Annotated in this window: 9 protein-coding genes; 5 read left to right on the forward strand and 4 right to left on the reverse strand. The window is 45.8% G+C overall.

All coding sequences use genetic code 11. From position 1 onward, the window contains the following. Window positions 1–64: 64 nt before the first annotated feature. The 4 genes from mnmE (at window position 65) to NAF29_RS00235 (ending at window position 5,911) form a co-directional block, all read left to right on the forward strand. Window positions 65–1,429: a tRNA uridine-5-carboxymethylaminomethyl(34) synthesis GTPase MnmE gene (gene mnmE / locus NAF29_RS00220; RefSeq protein ID WP_251259412.1), complete on the forward strand. Its 1,365-nt coding sequence runs from the start codon at window positions 65–67 to the stop codon at window positions 1,427–1,429. 165 nt (window positions 1,430–1,594) lie between these two features. Then, window positions 1,595–2,248 (forward strand): HEPN domain-containing protein, encoded by a 654-nt coding sequence (locus NAF29_RS00225; protein WP_251259413.1) that lies wholly within the window; start codon window positions 1,595–1,597, stop codon window positions 2,246–2,248. A 39-nt stretch (window positions 2,249–2,287) separates the two neighbouring features. After that, a complete protein-coding gene (locus NAF29_RS00230) occupies window positions 2,288–4,258 on the forward strand; it encodes an AAA family ATPase (protein ID WP_251259414.1) in 1,971 nt (656 codons plus the stop codon). 6 nt (window positions 4,259–4,264) lie between these two features. Then, window positions 4,265–5,911, forward strand: coding sequence for a VWA domain-containing protein (locus NAF29_RS00235; RefSeq protein ID WP_251259415.1), 1,647 nt, complete (start codon window positions 4,265–4,267; stop codon window positions 5,909–5,911). Window positions 5,912–6,065: 154 nt separating this feature from the next. Here the strand turns inward: NAF29_RS00235 and NAF29_RS00240 are convergent, their stop codons facing one another. The 4 genes from NAF29_RS00240 to NAF29_RS00255 all read right to left on the reverse strand — a co-directional run bounded on the left by NAF29_RS00240 (window position 6,066) and on the right by NAF29_RS00255 (window position 19,704). Continuing rightward, a complete protein-coding gene (locus NAF29_RS00240; protein ID WP_251259416.1) occupies window positions 6,066–9,098 on the reverse strand; it encodes an RICIN domain-containing protein in 3,033 nt (1,010 codons plus the stop codon). A gap of 718 nt (window positions 9,099–9,816) precedes the next feature. Next, window positions 9,817–13,509 carry a carbohydrate-binding protein gene (locus NAF29_RS00245; RefSeq protein WP_251259417.1) on the reverse strand — a complete coding sequence of 1,231 codons (3,693 nt, stop codon included), beginning with the start codon at window positions 13,507–13,509 and terminating at the stop codon, window positions 9,817–9,819. A gap of 60 nt (window positions 13,510–13,569) precedes the next feature. Beyond that, complete coding sequence (locus tag NAF29_RS00250) at window positions 13,570–16,428, reverse strand: hypothetical protein (protein ID WP_251259418.1); 2,859 nt, start codon at window positions 16,426–16,428, stop codon at window positions 13,570–13,572. 42 nt (window positions 16,429–16,470) lie between these two features. Further along, window positions 16,471–19,704: a TonB-dependent receptor domain-containing protein gene (locus NAF29_RS00255; RefSeq protein ID WP_251259419.1), complete on the reverse strand. Its 3,234-nt coding sequence runs from the start codon at window positions 19,702–19,704 to the stop codon at window positions 16,471–16,473. Between the two features lie 839 nt (window positions 19,705–20,543). Here NAF29_RS00255 and NAF29_RS00260 point away from each other — a divergent pair. After that, window positions 20,544–22,526 (forward strand): winged helix-turn-helix domain-containing protein, encoded by a 1,983-nt coding sequence (locus tag NAF29_RS00260; protein WP_251259420.1) that lies wholly within the window; start codon window positions 20,544–20,546, stop codon window positions 22,524–22,526. Window positions 22,527–22,765 lie beyond the last annotated feature (239 nt).

Genomic DNA, 22,765 nt, shown 5'->3' on the forward strand with positions numbered 1-22,765 from the left:
GACTTATTAACCGCCAGTGGCATTGGTATACTATTCAACCATTGAGAGTTCACAGAGTTTATTCATGCTCAACCAAGATACGATTGTTGCCCAAGCCACCCCTCCAGGACGCGGAGGTGTGGGGATTATTCGGGTTTCTGGTTTAGAGGCAAAAACAGTTGCCCAGCACATACTCGGCAAAACACCCAAACCTAGGTACGCCGATTACCTGCCATTTAAAGCCAATCAAGAAATCATCGATCAGGGCATCGCACTGTACTTTGTGGCTCCCAATTCATTTACCGGTGAAGATGTTTTAGAGCTACAAGGCCACGGCGGCCCAATCGTCATGGACATGCTGCTACGTGAAATTTGCACCCTACCCAACGTTCGCATGGCCAAACCCGGCGAGTTTAGTGAGCGAGCATTTCTAAACGACAAGCTCGATTTAGCGCAAGCAGAAGCCATTGCCGACTTAATTGATGCCAACTCAGAGCAAGCCGCTCGATGTGCCCTCAATTCGCTTCAGGGCGCATTCTCAACCGAAATTAATCAACTCGTTGAACAAGTAATTTATTTGCGCTTGTACGTAGAAGCCTCTATTGATTTTCCAGATGAAGAAGGCGTTGACTTCATTACCGAAGGCGACGTTGAAGGCAAACTCACCGCGATCATGATCCAGCTAGAAAAAGTTCAGCAAGAAGCTAAACAGGGCAGTTTGCTTCGCGAAGGCATGAAAGTCGTATTAGCGGGTCGCCCCAATGCAGGCAAATCAAGCTTACTCAACGCACTCGCAGGCCGCGAATCGGCAATTGTGACCGAAATTGCAGGCACCACACGTGATGTATTACGCGAACACATTCACATTGATGGCATGCCACTGCACATCATCGACACCGCTGGCTTAAGAGACACCGACGACACCGTTGAAAAAATAGGCATCGAGCGCGCTTGGCATGAAATCGACAATGCCGATCTCGTATTGTTCCTCATCGACAGCACCGAGACAACAGCCGTAGACCCGCACGATATCTGGCCCGAATTCATCGATCGCCTGCCGTCTAGTATGAAGATTACCGTGATCCGCAATAAAGCAGATTTGTCGGGCGAGCCCATCATTTCTAGCGCCGAAGGTCAGTCGCACGTCATTTCGTTATCGGCAAAATCAGGTACTGGCGTTGAGCAATTGCGCGCTCATTTAAAAACCAGCATGGGCTATCAAAGTGCCGTAGAAGGAAAGTTCATGGCGCGCAGACGCCACCTCGATGCGTTAGATCAAGCCCACGCTCACCTCAGCCAAGGCCTCGCTCAACTCAAAGGCTTTCATGCCGGAGAATTACTAGCCGAAGATCTGCGCCAATGCCAACAATCTTTGAACGAGATCACCGGCGAATTCACCTCAGACGACTTACTCGGCCGCATTTTCGGAAGTTTCTGTATCGGGAAGTGATGAACGTAAAAAGCTGTGGAGGGGGCTGTCGTATTAAATGCTGCTGCGAACCGTCATGCCGTCTCTATTTATTTGTTCACTGTTTCTTTGACGTAGAAAATGTTTTTCTAAATACTTCTCAGGTAGCCTTCACAACAGAGCCTACCAACTTTAGAAAAGCACGTTATGCAGTTTATCGAACTCAAGCACAAACAACGTAAGTTGCGGTCTGGCTTCAATGAAAACCTGAGTTTGCGAGTGCATAGGGCGCTGAGTTGGTTCGACAAAGCCGAACAAAGTAGTGATGACAGCGACGCACAATTCATTTTTCTGTGGATTGCCTTCAACGCAGCATATGCCAATGATATTGCCCCCCACCACAAAAGCTCTGAGTTGAATACCACGTCGCAGTTTATTGCGCGGCTGTGTGAGCTTGACAGTGCAGGCAGGCTAAACCAACTGGTTTGGAGTCAATTCACCGGGCCTATTCGTGTATTGCTAGACAACCCCTATGTTTTTCAACCATTCTGGGACCACCAAAATGGTCAACCGGCAAGTCGCCACTGGGAAGAAGTGTTTTGTGCCGCGAAAGCCGCTGCTAATGCAGCTATGGGGCGGCAAGATACGGCGCAGATTATTGGTATTGTGCTGGCTCGTCTTTATACCCTCAGAAACCAGTTGATGCATGGCGGCGCCACTTGGAATAGCAGCGTCAATCGCCATCAGATCCGCGATTGCGTTTGTATTCTCAATGAGCTGGTGCCACTGGTCATTGATATCATGATGGATCACGGCGACCAAATCTGGGGAGACCCCTATTACCCGGTCATCAAAGACTAAACCATCTATTCGAATTAAATTTTTTCAGTTGAGAGAAGTATGAAAGAAACGATTCAGGCGTTATTAACGCAACTTAATCATGGCTTGGTTGGGCGCGAAGAAACCTTACGAGCAACACTGCTGACACTCCTTGCAGGTGAAAACATTGTGTTGATAGGCCCTCCAGGCACAGGAAAAAGTCTGATTGCGAGAAAGATCGCTCAGAGTCTTGGGCAAGCAGACACAGAAGCGGGTTATTTTGAATATCTGCTCACCAAGTTTTCCACGCCTGAGGAAATTTTTGGCCCGCTTTCTATTTCAGATCTCAAAGAAAACCGTTTCAAGCGCAATACACAAGGCTATTTGCCTTCTGTGCGAGTGGCATTTTTAGACGAGGTGTTTAAAGCAAGTTCGTCGATTCTCAATGCACTGCTGACCATTCTCAATGAGCGTATCTTTCATAATGGGGCTGTTGCTGAACAAGTGCCATTGCGAGGACTTATTGCGGCGTCGAACGAGCTGCCTACCGATCAGGAAGAGCTAAGTGCTCTGTACGACCGTTTTTTGGTGCGCAGCTTTGTCGATTACATCCATCAAGATCAGCTGGGTGAGTTACTCAACCTCAGCGCTCAAAACAACTCGATAACCGCATTTGATCTTCAGACACTGCAGCAAATACACACGCTTGCGGAACAGGTTACAATGCCCTCGGGCGTTCAACAGGCGCTGCTGAATATATGGGCCGCACACGCAGAAGCATTTAAAGAGGACCGCAGCGAACAATTGTCTGATCGGCGTTTCACCAAAATTGCTCACCTCCTGCGAGTTTCAGCGGCGACCAACGGACGGCCTAAGGTCGATCTATCCGACCTATTACTGCTCAAAGATTGTTTGTGGAACCGCCATGAAAATGCCGCCACAGTCAAAGAGCTTGTACTCACTGAACTGCGAGCATTCAGTTGGCCGGTGGAGTTAGATGAAGCCGAGAGCGAAGTCATTCCGCAAGAACAGAATTGCATTTCAGAGCTGCACGCCAAGATCAAAGGGCTGCGCGGAATCGGAACACATGAAGACCCATTTCTCATCGCCAACCACAATGATTTGGGGATTATGCATCGCTCAGATGTTGGACAAGGCGGTCATCATTTCCGCCAAACAGAACATATTGATTTGTCTGACCACAGCCACTGGACCGATATCGCCTTTAAAGGACATTACGATGGCGGTGGATTTAGTATCACCTACAAAAAAGAAGACAATCTGTGGCGCGAGCTATTTAGCATTGTCGATCAGGGGTCAACCGTAACGGACCTAGTGCTGTGTGATTTACGGCTAGCCAATAAGCTGGTGCAAGGTCGTATTGAGCGTTGTACCACAGATATAGCGCCATTAGTTTGCTCAGCTACGGCAAGTGTTATTCAAAACTGCTGCATTAACATGACGCAAGCTTGGTTCCAGTTCGCAAACGGCTGGGCTGGCCATTCGTACTTTAGCCCCAATAGCTATGAGCGAATTGTCGCAGGCGTATGTTTGGAGCTGAACAAGCAAAGCCAAGTTCTTAATTGTTTTGTTGCGGGCCAGGTCAAACCCCAGTCCAACAGCTCCTTTGTGGGGATTGCCGCGAGCAGTAACGCCAGCGGCATCCATCGATGTGCCGTGGGTGTGATGGAGGTCCACTCCATGAGAAATCGTATCTGTAGTTCAGACAGCCAAGAATTTAATCGTCAGCCAAAATCATCTCAAGATTCCAATCCCGAGCTCAAACACAACACCTTAAATGTATCAATTGACAGCAATTCAGGCACTGACGATCCCAATGGACCCGATGGCAAAACCATTGCCGCAGCTCAGTTTAACCAAAGCTATCTCGAATACACCTTGGAGTGGGACTTTGACACTATATGGCAATGGAATGAGGACACCGATCAACCCGTACTTCGCTCGCCCCAAAGTACTTTTGCAGGTGGCATCAGCAGTGGCGAGCACATCGACTTGTTGAGTCAGCAAGTACGCAACAATATTTGGCTGTAATTCGACATGTTTGGTTTAATTGCTCCAGCACTCGGTCCACTTGCGGCAGCAGCTTACGCGGCTTTACCTGTTGGCTTTAAAGCTCTGAAATACTTTGTTGATGATACTTTCCGCGACAAAGTGGTGCCGGTACCCGGCAGTGTGGTTTATTGCGACTTATGGGTTGCCGTCGAACATTCGGGGATTTACGTCGATGACGGGCAGATGTCGAATATTGTAGTGGAAGGCTTCGCCGATGGTGCCGTGAGGCTTTGCAATGCCGCTAGCTTCACCTCAAAAAGCACCATGGGTCGCAAGATTTATGTCTCTTGCGACGACGACGGTGCGGTAGGACACCCAACTGTGGCGGAAGCATCTCATGCGTGCGTTGGCGAGCGTTCTTTCTACGGGCTGGTGTTCAACAACTGCCACGAATTTTCTGAAAAGTGCGTTCGCACCATTGCTGATACTCAGGTCAATACATCGCTCCTCGAGCGCATCATGCCGCTTCCATCAGACGAATCGTGGGAGCCTACATTAAAGTCACTCAAAAATAGCGCCAAACAAAAGTTAGGAGCCAACAAATGGCGGCTTTGGGACTGGCAGCAGGAACAGTCTGAGCCAATAACGCCCGAGCCAGATTGGCAAGCACACACCCAAGCGTATGAACAATTGCCATTGAATGAGCAAAGCATCGAATTCATTCGCTCAGAATTGGCAGATTTGCAGGCGTATCAGCAAGAAATATGCGATGAGGCGATCCCTAATGAGATTCATCAAAAGCTGCATGCTCTGGATCATCTTCTGACGGATATTTCCAAAGTTTATCATGAGCTCAGCGGTGTGATTTCATTGCTTCCCAGTGCTAACTTTACCTATGCGCAGCTTAAGCCCTGCCAATCTGATTTACGCTCTTTGGCCGAACACCTGCAAAGTAATGATGCCATTCAATCACTCGTGAAAAAAATGGGTCGCTTTTATATCAGTGAGGGAAAAAAGCGTCACAGTCGTGTGCCCAAAGCCAGCAAGAATGAGGTACACGGGACGCATCTAAGCGACGATCTGATGCGCATGCTGCCCAGCGAATTAGTCCACTTGGAAGATGAAACACTTGAAACGCTGTTTTATTCACGCCTAATAGAAAAGAACCTACTGACTTATCAACTCGCAGGTTCAGACATTAACACCACCGATGAAGCTATTAAGAACAATACCCGAACAGGCCCTATTGTCGCCTGTCTTGATACTTCAGGCAGCATGAATGGCATACCAATTGCCAAAGCCAAAGCTCTACTGCTTGCTATCAATAACATTCTTGAGAAGGAAAAGCGTGCACTGCACGTCATTCTATTTGGCGCTGCCGGAGAATTGTCTGAGTGGCAAGTGACCACCGCAACAGACATTCCATCGCTGATGCATTTCCTGCAAAAAGGTTATGGCGGAGGCACCGACTTTGAGCCCCCTCTGACTCGTGCATGTGAAGTCATTGAAACCTGCTCAGATTACAATAAGGCAGATATCTTGATGATTACCGATGGCGAATGCGATTTAACAGAGGCTTTTCAGAGCAAACTTGAAGCCAAAAAAGAGCTGTTAGATTTCAGTATTTACACGGTTTTGTGTGCCGGTCATCGACAAGCCGATGACTTTAGTGATGAAGTGCTTTCAATTTGATGCATTGCGGATGAATTCAAACCAACAGCATTAAGTGACTTATCACTGACAACATAAATTCTATCTAATAAGCCCACTCTCTCAGATGCTAATTTCAATGAGTAAGAACGGCTGGGAAGAACCCAGCCGTTCTTAAGGGTTTGAACACCCTCTGTTATTGAAATTTCAGTTTCTGAGTATCGGATGTTGAGCAATTCGCTTGGATCACATTGGTTCCACCAGCAGTATCGCTCCCTTCGGTATCGACACACAGGCCACTATGCTTGTTCACTAATCGAAAATAACCATCACCCACGTCATCCAAGGTAAACAATTTGTTCTCGCCTAGGCTACAGTTCCATTGCTGTATGTTTCCACCCTCAGCTTTAGACCAAGCTCTCACCTCCATACATTTGCCTGAGTTCTGGTTTTTGATCTGATAAAAGCCGTCGTCTTGAGCAATCATCTGCCAATGCTTGGTTGGCATATCCGAACAAGCCCACTGCTGAATATTATCGCCATTGTCCAGTTTGCTTTTAGCCACTTCCAAACATTGATTGTGTTTAAACACAAGCTGAGTAAACCCAGACGGAGGCGTAATTCCAGCAACACTATCGTCCAACGAGAATTGCTCCCAAGAACCAATTCGGCTTGCCGCAGCATATAGTGGACGCGCCGGGCCAGAATGCGCTTCAGCTTTGACGTAAAGTCCCATGGATTTAGACCATAGAGCGAAGTTTGATGCGTCTACATCAACCCACACAAATTTAGCCTCGTCGGTGATCTCTTGGGTATCAGTATCTCCGCGCACTAGATCCGGTTGTGTGTATACATAACCATAACGATTAGGGTCGGCCTTCACGTAATAACCATTTGCAGCTCTCAGCGCAATATAACCATTGCCTGCATCAACCACTTCAAAGCCTTGTGATGCGGCCGCTTCGTTTGCTGTGAGCGGACTCAAACTTACGGGAAGTGACTCATCAGCTTGAACAAATTTGCCGTTTACATTGGCTTTAAACTGAATGGTCTGCCCCACGGGAGCATTTCCCGCTAAGGGTTGTGCTATCGCATCTGGCAGGCTAAAGAAGGTAAATGTATGGGGTAGGACATATTCGTTGTATTCAAATAGGCCTCTGTCATTCAAGTTTTTGAGGGGCGTTCCCTCAAATTTCACATTGTCAAAATGGAAGAATCGAACGTAACCCACATTGTCAGTGGTTTTGTCCTCAATCCCTTTAATGACGCTGGGCAGGTAAGGCGTCTCATGAATCTCAAAGTCTTTAAAGGTTTTGTCACTTAACAGACTGGTTAACCCTGTGAGGTCGCCTTGACGGTCATTCCAAAGTTGCAGGTTGAATAAAATGACTTCTTTTCCCCAGAACTCAAAGTTTTCAAAATGGCCACCTAAATGTTGCTCCAACTGACCTAATTGCAAACGACTATTGAACACCCCGTGATTTTTACCAAAGGTGGTTTCGTCACGCCTGTTCGAGCTCCAAACTGTATGGTTATAGGTTTTACTTTGAGCGGCTTTGGTATTGACCGACCAGCCAAACTGAAAACTAGGGCCATTATGCTCGTTGAAGCTGGTATTTTGCTCCATGGTATAGGTTTCATGAATATAGGTGATGTCATCATCATTGGTGAGCAAGTTGCCGCGATACACAATAGATTCGCCTGATCCAGCTTGATAAGTCCCGCCGCCATAACCCACATCTTTGTGGTTCAAGAGCTCTGCCGTGGACGACTTAAATGCCGTTGCCATTCGGCCCCCAATATTAGTAAAGCCTTCAAAGGTCACCTTGCTGGCGTTATTTCCCTCCACGTAAAAATGAGTGCTCCAATACCGGTCTTCAATGCCCCAAGGGTTGTTGGCAATAGCGCGAGTCCGCGCCCAAGGTGTTCTTGTTTCATCAGAGCCTGTATAGCCCGTACTGGTATCGTCATACACGATAAACATTTCATCGGAATATATGGCGCGCCCCCATAGCTTCATGTCTGCAATGGGGTTTTTAATAAAGATGCCGTAATGCAGATAAGCATCTCCGGGCGCATAAACTTCTCTGGCCTGTTCATTGGCATCGGGGCCATAGTGCTGATAGCGACTATTCGGCAAGTGAATGCCAGCACCAATCGCCACTAATGCTCCGTTTTCAAATTCTTTAATTTGCCCTTCTGGTGCCGAGGCAGGAGCCTGATGGACTGGATTTACAAAGATAAAAAGAGGGGACTCGATGATAGTGCCAGCTCGGCCTGTGACTTCATCATCCCAAGCGCTGCGATTCATCGACACTCGATAATGGCGCGCCACATCGGAACTACCAGGCAGTTCAATTTCCAGCGTATTGTTGTCGACTAATGTCATGCTCAAAGGAGCAGGATGAATCTCGACATCACTCATATTAATGGGGCCAGAGAGAGCCGCAGAATTAAGAAGTTGGACTTGAACGGTGACATTACGAGTGGACTCAAAATTAGTCCAGTGTTTCTGATGCACAGTTCGGCCAGGATTATTGGCGTTCGGGCCATAATTAGAATAGCCATAGGGTTTGTGAGAGCCAGAATGCTCTGGCTCATCTTGAGCTAAGAAGTTTCGAATTTGTGGGCGAGTTTCATAGGTTGGTGAAGACAAGAAAGCATCATTCGAATCGGCTTCTTTGACCTTGATATCAAAAAACGTTGAAACCCTTGTTGCCTTGCCCTGAGAAGGATCGGCTGGAGTTTGATCTTGCAGCTCACTAAACGTGATGTTTTGCCCTGACGTTACCGACTTCTTGGTATAAGTTTTGGGAGCACGGATACCCGGAACCTCTTGATACACTTCTAAGGTATCTTTCGTGCCCACTAACCGCACCGGCACGCTTGCCTTGTTTCCACTGAGTGTTACAGCCACCACACGCAAATTTTTAGTGAGGTCACGATTATAGCCAGTTTGACTCCATGAAGTGCGATTTGCAGGCACAGATTCAATATCTTTCCAGCTAGAATCGTCTTCGTTTAAACGTTGAATCTTAAATTCAATTTCATCTTGAGAGTTATCAACCCAGTGCAACTCAATGTAATCATGTGGCGCTGGGTTATAGTAATAAACATCTGATGGCGCGGAGGCATAGGCCGACAGACTTGGACTGGACAACGCCGCTACAGCAATACTTTTTGCCAGTAAACTTTTAAACAGTGCTTTGTGGTTTGATTTGGAAATCATGGTTTCCTCACTTTAGTTATTGAAGCAAGCTCGACTTTGGCTATGCCAGCCCTCTGTTAGCAGAGCAGTCAGCATCCATGCTGATGAGGTCGAAAAAGGCGACACAAAGCAACGGCTCTAGCCCGATGTATTTTTAAAGTTATCGATTCAGGCCCTACTATGCCGTCCGAGAGTTGGACAACGCTTCGGTCATGCTTTATGTCGAGCCAAAGCTTATTCAACAAAAAATCGATTGAATAATGCTCAGATCACACCGGATCGCTTCATGACCATTTCATTCTTTTTATAGAACTAATTTAAGCGAATTAATATCCATCAAAAAAATTACATTCATCAAACAAGCAACTAAATCCATACAAATCAAACAAATGAAAGTTTGGGATAATATTTTCAATTTGAATTTATTCATTTCGTGAGCCACGTCTAAAACACCACGGCTGAGTCATAAATCAGAAAAAATTAAACATGTCTAAATGAATTTAACGCGAGCCAAAAGCATATTTCTATCCGAATACAAATAGACTTTGACCTTTTTGGCGCGGCACCCTCATCGCTCAGCTTGAACACAAAATCGATCGAAACTTGGCGAATGGAAGTATTAACAATGTTTGACTGACACAAGAAAATGAAGGGAGTTATGCTTGGAGGTTGAACGAACACTCACAAAAAAAGTCAGCGCAATTGCGCTGACTTTAATCGTTAAATACCAAACTTTTGATTAGTCGTCGCTATCTAGTGAGAGCGGCAGTGGGTATCCCACATAAGAAATCTCTACTTGATCAATATTCATTAACCAGCCTGAACTACCAGACGGGCTTTCAATGACAAAAGTAAGTTGCTTAATATGGTTAATATCGCTGACATCCAATGCGCCACTGTAAGGATTGTAAGTGCCCCAACCTCCGTTGTTTGCAATACCCGAGATCACTCCAATATCCACACCATCGGCCAACACTCGCACGTCTCCACCGCCACCAGCAGAAGCCCAAACTGTCATATCCATGGTGTCGGAAGTAGGTTCAAATGCAACGTCGTAACTGATGGTTGCTCCGTCCTTATTACTTTCTACCGTACCATTGGTGCCGTTGTCAGGTTTTGCTGTTGGAGTAGGACCGTGAGGTGACGCTGTTGCGCTGCTAAAGGTTGATGCGTTTAACTCAAACATAATGTCTTCGTCTGTTGCCTCAAACTCTTGGGCAAAGCCATCAAATGCAACGTCAAATTTATCAACGTTCATCAACCAACCCGTTGAACCTGTGACGCTCTCAAACACGAGAGTTATTTCTCGAATAAAATCGAGATCAGAAATATCGAGAGTTGCCGTATAAGGGTTATAGGAAGACCAACCGCCGTTATTCACCACGTTCGCAGCAACGCCTAAGTCAACGCCATCAGCAAACACTCGAATTTCACCACCACTACCTGCAGATGCATAGAAAGTCACATCCATCGTCTGTGAAGTAGGCTCTAACCGAACAAAGTAACTGGCAGATGCGCCGGCTTTAATGCTTTCAACGCCAGATTTGTCATCTGCGCTACCTTTAACAACTGTGCCACTGTCAGAAGGAGTTGAGGATACAAACTCTTCCCCTTCGATCGTGACAAACTGAGGTCCCTCCTGACGACCCGAGTTAGGATCAGATGCTTGTAGCAAGTAAACCCGCTCTCCGGTCTTGTGGTCAATGGCGTATAAGGCATTTTGATGTCCGTCGGTTGCCACCAAATAGTCCAAGCCTCCTTCGAACACGACCGAGCTTAAGCTATCAAACTCATTTTCACCGGAGATCAGCGCTAAAGAGCTCGCGCTTAAAATAGCACTTGTGTCGATATTGGCTAACTGAACCACCAAAATGTCGCTGCTATCGACCATATCGCCGTCCACCTCTTTTTGCATCGGCTGCGTGATATATGCCGCCATTTGCTGGTCATCTACAGCAATAGCGGTAGCACCGCTTAAGGTCATAGCGCTGCCGTTGTCGTCCAAAGAAAGAGGCGTTGCCGAGTTGGCGGCATCATAACTTCCATCGTCTGAAACGGCGACAACGTAAAGCTCATTCATGCCAGAGTTCAGCTCGTCTGCGCGACTCAAAACCAATAGGTATTGGCGACCGTCGGCTGCCGTATAAAGATCTAACGACTGCGTCTGGAACTGACTGGAGACCAGAGTCACTGAGCTAGATTCATCAGCAAAAGGAATTTCATGGGTATACCCCGTGACAGGGTTAATATCTTGCAACTCATAGTCTAAGCGAACCGCTTTGACACCATCTGAGCCCGACAAATACAACATTTCTCCGGCGTCATCGATAGCAAGGTGAGACCCGCTAAAGTTGGCTTTGTCGCCCGCAAGAAAGGCTTTCTCGGTCGCTTTCGGAAGCAACACTGTTGCGTCTTCGTAAGGCACCAAATTAGCCGCTTGCACGTCTGCTGCACCGCCGGCAACGTGAATAAGAAAACGCTCTTGGAAATACTTCTCTTTTCGGCCGTTATTCACCTGAACACCCGTGACAGGCGCAAGGATCTGGCTTGGGTCAAACACGTCTTTGGCTACATAATCCTGCTCTACACTTTGCGCATCAGACACATCAAGTTTTACCACTTGATGCCCCTCATCTGCCACGTAGAAAGTAGGGTTCTGCTCGCGACCATCCACGGTTACATCGATAAACTTAGTGTAAAGTGCTGTTTCATTTGGATAGAAGTTGAATTTGTTCTCGAGCTTGGTGATAGCAATGGTTTTCACCTGAGGATCTGCCGACAGCTCTCGCTCTATATCCGTTGACGTTGTCAGTGAGAAGTCATTGCTTCCCTCTACCAAAGTAACGGTGTGCGTCCAGACTCCTGTGGCTGTATCAAAGCTATCCACTGGTACATCATTTATGAGTAAATCATCTGCAGTAATGCCTGATGGCGTCTCTGAATAACTGTCGGGGATCAGCAAATCGGCGCTCCCCCTAAGTATAACTGTGTCCGCAGCTGTTGCGCTCGCAGCGGCTGGGAAATCAATGGCGGTGTTGTATTGAGGCCATTCTGGAGCGGGCGAAGACTCAACAACAATAGTATGAATGTATTTATCTTGCTCTGCTGGAATACCTTGTTCTTCGTTGGCCGGAACGCTCAGTCTGAGTAAGGAGTTAGTTTGGGTAAAGTACTCATCGCTAGCAAGCACTCTGAGCACTAAGCTTTGACCGGGCCAAATCCACTGAGGCGTATCCGTAAATTCACCTCCATCAATGGAAAATAGGGCATTTTCAACCACAACCTCGAAAGGCGTGTTCACGCCTGTCAAATCAACCGGAATATCTGCTGAACCGCCGGCTTCAACGCCTGTGACAGGTTCGAACATCAGAGGTTCTAATTCATCATCAAATGGTTCAGTGGTCATGGAAAAATTGAACGTTTCAAGCTTTTCCACCCAAGATTGACTGGCTTCGTCAAACTCTTCATACGTCCAGTTCAATTGAGAAGTATAGGTTTGACTGTAAACCTGCTCTGGAATGTCAAAGTAAGCCCAAAGCTCATCTTTTGCCTTCGCACAGCTGGAATACGCGGCCACATTTGAAGTACCTTCAGAAACAAGAAGCTTGGCGATGGGTTGCTCATTTCCTTCCTCATCAAGATAGGTTTGCCCTTCTGGAAAAGAAAATACAAACTCTGATTTAACGCTAGCGGAAATCCCTGCCACCGGATCCGTCAGTCGGAATGCTGCGGTGCTTCCCGGAGACGGGTAATTGGTGATGATGTCGCCTGTTTCTTCGTCGGTTTCAGTCAAAGGAACCGCTTCATAATCTTCATCTTTTCTAATGGCTCCGTCGTCAAACGCTGCGACGATATCAGTGAACACTAGAAACTCGTCGGTTTTGAACTCCAAGTTGTCGGGCTTTAGATCCGTTGCTGCCGGTATGCTTAATGAAAATACATGCGGGCCATCGGGTAGGTCTAATGAGGCCTCGTAAGTGACACCATAACTGTTATCTGGAACGTCAAAGATAAACTCCAGCGAGTCTCCATCGATCACAGATGTTGCATTGGTATCGCCGCTCACACTCAATTTGGCAATGTTAGCGCTCACCGGGCTATTGCCCACGACTTTAGTCAAAACAGTGGCATTGTCAGATGGACATTTGGTTGGATCAGGCAAGTAAACATCTTCTGCCGTCACCGTGAATGAGTAATTAGCGAATTCACTTAAACCAGAAACTACAGCGCCGCCTTCAAGACCTGAGCTGTATTGCTTTCGCTCACCTGAGTAATCGTCAGCATTGAGCTGATAGGATTCAAAGGTTATTCCATTGGGAGTCAGCTCGGTACCTTTTGGTTTCACCGCGCTTTCATTTTGACAAGCAGAGAGGGCAAGAGAACAGATCACTGCCGCCGCTACTTGGTTGAAACTAATTTTTTTCGAAGTCATTCTTTGCTCCAAAGATGCATATCTCTCAATGCGCGGCTATAAAAGCCGCACCTTCTGTCGTTATTGCTCGCAAATACTCTTGTATTGATTAGGATTGGCAGCTTCGTTATTCAGCTCTCCCAACGCCTTTAAGAGGTAGGTTCTTTCGCCCGTTTTCAGGTCAATGGCAAATAGCGCATTCTGACCTTTGTCTGCGGCAATGATGTAGCCCAAGTCGGCCTCAATGGTCATCGCACTGATTTCACCAAAGGCTGGCTGGCCCGAGGTTGGTACCCCGTCGTTATCTGAGAAACGTTCAGCCACGAACTCAACATCTGTTTCGATATTGGTGAGGTCAAACTTCCAAATCACATCTTCCACAGAGTCGGATACATAGGCAGTATGGGTTGCGTCGTCGACGACAATGGCATTGGCTTTTTCGAGCGTAATGTCTTCTCCGTTAGAGGTTTTTAGAGAAATATCGGCATATGCATCAACCGGCGTGTAGCTTTCTCTAACCTTGATTTTTTTAAGCAACGTCTCTCCTGTGTTGTTTCGGTTAAGTTCATCGATACCGTTAATGCCGTTGAACTTACCATCCAAGGATAAAATCCATTCCTCGTATTCAGGATCCATGGTTTCACTGATGTTGCGCGTATAAATATCGATAGAAACACCGTTGTTCAGCTCTCCCGCGGTTGAACTCTCATTTGCTACAGCACCCTTATAATTACTATCAAACGAGTCTGATGAGGCCGGTATGGTCAACGAAATGTATTCTCCTGAAAGCACATTGGGGTCAATCATGCTGACAAAAGCTTGTTGAGAATTTGAAAAGTTTCCGCGAGATTGAGACGCAACAAACAAGCGCGTACCTGTTCTATCGAACGCAGAATGAGAGGGGTATTGAGGCCCTTCACCTTCGGTACGCAACGCACGAGAAGGATGCTGAACAGAGCTATAGCCTGCTGCCATCTGAGTATCATTCAGATAAGAAACGCGGCCCTGATGCGTGGAGACAAACACGCCACCTATCTCTGGTCGAGCATGATTGAATTGAACACCTGCAATAATATTACCGCCAAAGGTGTTTACGAGAGAAGAACACGCTGGCTTCACCGCTGCACTCAACGGATAGCTCCAAAGAATGGAGTGGTTGTCCGCAACTAACTCTGTGCCCGCGGCATTCAGTTGCGAATTGTGAGTCCCGTCTCCGATGTACAATGTTGGCACTTTACTGCGAGTATCGATGGTGACATCTCGAGGTTCACTCAAAACCATGTACTGAGCTGAAGCTGGAAAGGTGTCGATGGTGGCCGCTTTGCTCACCGTGACAAACTCAGGTTCACTCATACCGTAAAAGGTTGCGCCATCGGCTTGTCGCGACAAATCTGACTCAGCAACCGCAACAATCACGTTGTCTGAATCCCACTCATATAAAGTGGCTTGCAAAGTCCAGTCGTAAACGTGTCTAACTCGTTCTTCGTCGCCTACTACAAATGTCTCTGTGAGCGCTTCATTGAGAGTAATTTCGCCTTCAGAAAGCTCAAGTGTCTCAAACGGTTCCTCTATCTCTAGCTGTTCCGTTAGGTTATTCGTCGAACTCAACAGGTAAAAGTGAACACGTTCAACAGTGACTCCATTTTCAGGGAAAACTGCGGCTTCATCGTCATAGTTGATCTGATCCATCGAGACCCAAGTAGAGCCCGAAAGCGTAATTTTGCCTTCACTGGTTGATGAATACATGGGCGGAAATGCGAAGTGATTTTCAGGCCCAGGCACGTAATCAGAAGAATGCGTATTAACCTCAATCGTGTCTTCAACAAATAGCAACCCGTCGGGATCTTTTGCCACCACATCACGAATCGTCACCTTGGCTTGGTAAGACTCCGAGTAATGTCCCTCTTGAGTAACAAATTTGATATTGATTGCCTCGTCGGCACGCACTTTAAACGCTCCTTCTTGATAAGGTTCAAAGTGATCCGCATCTTTAATGCTGACTTCAATATCGTAATCGGTATCTTCACCTAGTTTTTCAATCACCAGCTCAGCTTGCGTATTGAAGCCAGACAAACCTGGATAGAAAGCTTCGTATGAACGGCCCGGTTTTAAGTTATTTTTAGGAACGCCAAAAAAGTCTTCGCCAGGGTCGTTGATGGCCGGGTTTCGTGTTGCTGTGTAAGCAATAAACTCTTGCTCAAAACCAGCCACATTTAGTACCGCGCGATAGGTTTTGTCCCAATCGTCGTCATCAAAGCTAAACCTAGGAGCAACCACAGTCAGCTGAGTGATCGTGCCATCTTCTTGTGTAAGGGGCGCTGCTTTACCGTAAATCTCTGTCCTTTCAGGGTTGATTGAATTCAGAAGTTCGTATTTAAACTTGTTCTGACCTGTCATAACGATCGGTTGCTGCTGATAATTGAGGTTCACCAATTCAGCCAGTTCAACAACATTTTGACGATAAGCTGGTTCATAGTTGTAGGGGTCTACGTAACAGGGGTAATCAATTGCCAATTCGCCCTCTTCGACGAGTAAATTACACCTTCTGGTGATCTCCTCTAGAACTCTTTGATCTTCGATGGTACCCGTCGTATCCCAGACTCCTGTGATGGAAATAGGTGCTTCAGCATCTTCACTAATATCCAATAAAGGCTGAGAGCCAAACACATGGTCAATATCAGCGTTTGCCGGAAGCAAGGCATGGCCGGAATCACCAGAGGTGCCCAGCACCAGAAGTAGTTGTACGTCATTCGCTTCTGTACCTTCAGAAGCTGAAAGGAGCTTTTGTTTGCGAACAAACTCCCCAGAATCAAAAATTAACTCTTCAGACACTTCATCGATAGAGGTGTCGATACCTGCCTGATCCAACGATCCACCACAAGCAACTAAAGTGCCGCAAAGGGAGGTTAAAAGCGCCCTTTTAAACATTGGCATTTTCATAATTATTACCTTAACGATTAATTCCTAATATGAGCGAGCCGATTAGAATCGAACCCGAACGCCAGCCGTGTAGTTGGCACCCGTCTCTTTATAAAAACGAAGTAGATGTTTCGTTTTCTCTTTGTCACCCACATATTTACGCTGAGCTTCTTCGAGCACATTATTTGCCTGAAGGAAGAAAGTGGCCGCCTTGTACTTGTAGCTCATTGATATATCTAAAGTTTCAAATTCATCCACCCAAACCGGAAGCTGAATACCGCGCGCGGAATAGTCAACTTCATCGCCAATATCGAAAGGTTCATAAAGGACAAGGTCTTGTCCGGCATTAGATGGACCTTCGTAATACTCATCTCGGTAGTTGTAAGCCGCTCGGAAGTTGAATCCGAACTTGTCGTAGAACAAAATAAAGTTGAAACTATTTTCTGATAAATTTGGTACAGGTAGCTGACTGCCATCTAACTCGCTATAACCAGAGCTTTGTGAGCTATCGGTATAGGTGTAGTTACCCTGAACTCCGAACCCGCTCAAAGCTCCCGGTAAATAGTCAAACGCATGGCTTGCTGCTAGCTCAATCCCATCAATTGATCCGCTTCCGCCGTTCGCAGGCTTTTCGATAGTGACGGGATCGTCAAATTGTTTATTGCCGTCTCGATCTGTTGGACCAATCACGGTGTAAAACTCTTTCGATAGGAAATTCTTTAAGGACATATGGAAGAAAGCCGCACTTACAGAATTCACGTCACTGATGTACCACTCCCAAGAGAGGTTATAGTTCGTGGCTTCTTCTGGCTTCAATGAAGGAGTTCCCTCTTTACCTCTAAAGCCATTGCCTAAATCCAAAGATGGAGACAGATCACCTGGATTCGGACGCGTCATCACCTTAGCGAACGCCAATCGAACAAACATGTCATCGGTAAACATGAAGTTGACGTTCCCTGAAGGCAGCACGTTGCTATAGGTGTTGCTCTCCCTTGTGGCGGTATATAACTCTTGAACTTGAGAATCATAATCACGATAAGGGGCATCACCATCAGATATCCTAGTGGTGATCATGCCAAGCGTATCCACATCTGTTTCAACGTAACGAACGCCAAAATTTCCTGAGTAGGGAATCTCTAATAGTTCATTTTCAAAGTTAAATTTGGCGTATACAGCCCGCGTTGTCTCTTCGATCAGATAGGGATAACTTTGGTCGGTATAGAGCCCAGCCTTGGGAATGGTAAACACATGATCCAACTCACCCCCACTAATCAGCTCCTCTTGACCTTCGGGGTATTCAATCTTGTTCTTACACAATCCGGTGGGATTATCAAAAGCGACTTCAAACAGTAAACAGTCGCCTTGGCGGCCTGGGAAGAATGTATCCACCATATTGGAAAATTCATTGTGAGGTATTCTCATGCTCGTCCAGCTTGGTAACGAATTCGCACCTCTCGAGCCGGGAAAAAGCCCTACACTGTTCTGAACATATGGATCCAAATAGCCTTCGCCCGGAGCCAAAGTAATATCTTGAGCGTAAAGACCTGCTGCGTGATCTTCCGCTGCGACACGATTAATCCAATCAATTGAAGGTTTAATGTTGGTCGTGCCACCAAGCATGGTGCCGGTATTCAGGTTTCTATCAGCGTAGCGCCAGTTTTTTGAGAAAATGGAGTGCAGGTGAAACTCTGCAAACTTCAATTCGGTCCTTTCTCGACTCACATCATTTTTAGCGCCGCGAACACCAAACTCCAACTTAGTAATGTAGTCACCGTCCAAAAACCAATCAAAGTCGAGAGAAATCGACTCCTTGCGGTTTTCAATAGTGCTTTGATTGCCGTTTATTCGAGTAAAGTTATAGTTATCAGGATTCGACAGAGCGCCATCAATTGCAGCTCCTCCATCAAATGACACCATCCCAAGTTCAGGGAAAGTTTGGCCAGGTGCATAGTCAAAGTAGACAACCGAATTTGAAATCGCTTCGACATCATCATTGCCTTCGACCGCGGTGCTTACCGATGGATCAGAAAGAATGCCGAAACTTTCTTTTTCAGTTTTGGAGCTCGCATAGGCGTAGTCAGCTTCCATGATGAAATCATCTGAGAGATCGAACTTGCCGCCAAAACCAAATGTCTTTTGGTCAATGTCTTGCAACTCACTCGAGAAGTTGGTGTTCACCGGTGATGAGGTGCTACCACTTGCCGGAGCAAAGGCACCGGCTTGCACTATGTATCGATTGACTGTGTCAGTTTGCTTTTCATAAACAGGCGATTCGTCGGTCCCGGTATTCACATATTCATAATCAAATGGGCTACGTTCAAACGCTCCGAGAATTACCGGGGTTTCATCTAGATTTGTAGTGTCTAGTCGATCTCGCTCTTGCAACGTATTCCTTTGGTTGCCCGTAGAGAACCTAAGGCGTTCATTTGAACTCAAACGTTCAAACTTGGAGCTCATTCCAGAAACATGAAGCTCTACAGACTCGTTGAGCTGCCACTGAATGGTGGAATCAAAAGAGAAGTTTTCTTCTTCAAATGGCTTTCGTTCAATGCTGATATCTTCAGGGCGAAACACAGCCTGGTTCACAAGCTCTGTATTCTCTATTTGTTTTTCAAGCGCTGGAGACCAATTTGAATCAAGTTGATGAGTTTCAGTAAAACGTTCCTGATAGGCCACATTGAGTAACACCCCAATTTCACCCCAATCATTCATGTCCCACTTGGTGGTACCCATAAAGTTGGCTTTCTGACCAAGATCATCAGCAATGCTATTTTTCATGCCTTGATAGGCTGCATTAAACGTTGCTTGCTTAAAATCCAATGGTTGAAAGGTTTTAAGCCGAACCGTTGCACCAATAGCTCCTTCCACCATATCGGCAGTAGGAGACTTAATGACCTCAATGCCTTTGAAGAGCGACGAATCAACTGCATTGAATGAGTTGGAGCGGTCTTCTCCTGTGCTGGCCATACTTTGGCCGTTAATTTCTACGCGGTTTTGTGACAACCCCCGAACTTGGAAACTTGAACCTGCACCGGTCTCATCTCTTCCAATCTGAATACCGGTCACCCGCTGGAGCGCTTCTGCAATATTATTATCAGGCAATTGACCAATATCTTCAGCCGAGATGGCATCCATGATCTGGTCTGCATTTTTCTTAGCGAAGGCTGCATCACGAAGTGAACTGCGTACCCCTGTAACTGTGATGATCTCAGGAGCCTCGGATTGTGCGACTTCTTCACCTCCGTCTTTTTGCTTTGTATCTTCCGCTGATATCACGCTAGTCGAGTACAGCGACAATGCGAGACTCGTCCAGAGGCATCTCTGGATTGATCTTGCTAGAACATGCCTTGTAAACATAAAGAACCCTCGTACTTTTTGGCCCACTTGATGGTCTGGCCTACAAAATGTGTGGGGCCATTAAAAAGACAGGGCACTGAAAGTTCTGAGACTTAGCTCTACAAAGGCTGCCAGCTTAATTTTTGATGGTCACCATAACCTTTTCATTGCCAATTCATCACAGTTCAAAAGGTTTATTCGGCTAAATCGATGTAAAATAAAATCACGCATCGGATCAGGCTCACCCTGTTTGGGTATGGGATTTTGACTCTGCACCGTTTCAAATGATCATGTGCGTCGAATATAGTGATGGTCACGAGTAGCTTGTAAATAAGAAAAGCGATAAACGGAAACTTGGTCGGTCATCACGCTGTTGAAAGCTCGGACCTGTTGAGTCCTAAATAGCACGTTTTTTGTATCATTTAAGCGTAATCGTCAGTGAACGTATAAGGCAACTCAGAATCAAAAAACCACATCTAAACCAGGTTAGGCAGTATGACATCACGTTTATGTTAATTTTTTGAAAAATAGTCTATAACCCTACTAGCTTTACCTAAGAAAAAAATTATTAACTTTTATCCTTACAAATCAATAACAAAATAAACCTCCATTATATTTACATCATAAATTACTTCACAAACAAACATAAAATTATAAAAAACATTTACTCATCTAGGCCTTTCACTCCCTATGCAGCCCCCTATAGACTACCTAAAACCGTCGACACTCTGCGTGATGCGAAAAAACTCATTGTTGAACCGTTGTACAAGTATGTAACTAATCGTTGAAAAAGTAGTCGTATGAGCAAAGTAGAAAACACATCCCCGTTTAGGCTAAACAAGTTCGACATTTACCCTGATCAGGACCAAATTATTTTGGGTAGCAATGAGTACAAACTTGAACCCAAAGTAATGTTGGTATTGCTTTATTTAGCCAAACATCAAGATCGGGTCGTGACCGTTGATGAACTATTAGAAAGCCTTTGGTCAGGCATGGTGGTGACCCCAAAATCAGTTCAACGGACCATTTCCGAACTACGAAAAGTTTTTGCTCTAGATTGTGGAAGCAACCAATATATTCAAACTTTTTCTAAGCGAGGTTATCGCCTAGTAGTGCCCGTGAGTCCTTTAAGCTCGCCAAAACGAAAGCTGCTCTACTCATCAATCACCGCCATTTTTAGTCTAATAGTGATAGCCTCCCTCGCTTTATTTTGGCTGTCGCCCAATGAGATGAAATTGCAGTCACTTTCTCCGAATAACATTCATCGAGTTTCTGTCCACCCTTCTGGTGACTACTATGCATCCATCGAACAAACTAATGCGGGTTTTCTGGTGCAAGTCATCAAAGATGAACAACCCACTCACACACTCATTGAACTGGACAGACTAAACTTACTGTCAAGCAGCTTAAGATGGTCTGATTCAGGCGATCAGCTCGCATTATTGTGGTCTGACGGGGAAGCCCACATCAGGGTATTCCAGTTTTCGCCAAATGAGCATGAAGCGCCCCATACCATTGCAGTAATAGATGACCCAATCCACCGATATCGGGGCGTAGACTTTATAAATGACCGGCAACTCGTGGTGACCCGCAGTCATGAAGATGAGTATAATTTTCAAACGCTGCTCATGGATATTCAAACTGGCGAATCCACCCGAATAAGCGAGCTTTCTAAGACGCTGTTCGCGGTGGCGCAACGCGGCATAGTTGCCATGACTCAAATGGACGGGAAACAGCAGCAACTTCACTTTTATGACGTGGCAACTCAAAGCTTACTAATCACCCACACAGTATTGGATGAGATCACTGGCATTGAATGGCCCGCAAATAGCAAAGAGCTCTACTACTTCACACCCAATAAAATCATGAAGATCTCTCTTAACGGGGAGTTAACAGAAGTTCAAAAGCACCATGAAGGAAGCATTACCAGCCTGAGTATTGCTGATGATTTTGATGATATTTATTGGACCGAGCAGGCCGTGGCTCATAACATTATAATGAAAGGGGTTGACGGTTGTTGTATTCGACGAATAACAGACACGGATGCCGACGAATACAATGCAAAATATTCGCCTGACGGAAGAAGCATAGCGTATATCTCAAAACATCAAGGTGCTGAACAACTTTGGCTCTACCAAAATGACGCACACAGGCAACTGACTGCCTTTTCCAAACCCACTCAAATAACAAAACCCTTGTGGGGTGCCGATAGTCAGCACATTGTTTTTAAAAACCAAGATACGACTTTCCGATACACACTACACAACCAGCAGCTAGAAACCCTTATCAAAAATAATAACTTTCTCTACCCAATCGGTATGGTCAACAATGACGTGCTTATTTTCGTAGATACAAATCAAGGAACAACCAAGGGAATTTGGCAAAAAAAACTCTCCACTGGAGAGCTCAAACAACTCGATATTCCAATTTCTAGTCAAGCGTTTGTGTTAGACGGAAAGGTTTTTTACCAAGAACATAACCGAGCAGAGTTAATGCAATATATGGCGGGAAGCGCACAAGTGATCACCACAATGCCTCACCATAAGATTTTGCATCTCGATAGAGCCCCAGATCAAATCTTCTATCGCAAATACAAACAAGGAGAAATTAACAACATTTATCGGTATGAATTATCAACACAGCAGCATAGCTTAGTCATCCCAAGGCTTTCCTATCAAGGTAAAGTTAACTCGGTTTCCCAACAAGGCACATACATTTTTCAAAAGCCTCAAAATGAGCAAGGTAAACTCTATAAGCAGCCTCTCACAAGCCATCGTCGTTAGTACCTACAGATTACAATATCAACCGAAACAAAAGTATACTTTTCAGCCGCTCGCCTACCGCCCCTGTATGCAATCATGATTAGCCATCATGTTCTGCTTGATATATTGCTTTTGGTAGCGCTCACAGGCACTTGAGGAAAACATCCTTGAGTTATTTTACCAAAACATAAAAATGAGCGTCTTTCGGCTTACAAACCTAATAAAAACAACAACATCAACAAATCATTCCATATTTGCAC

It is taken from the genome of Echinimonas agarilytica (genome assembly GCF_023703465.1).
Lineage (GTDB): Bacteria > Pseudomonadota > Gammaproteobacteria > Enterobacterales > Neiellaceae > Echinimonas > Echinimonas agarilytica.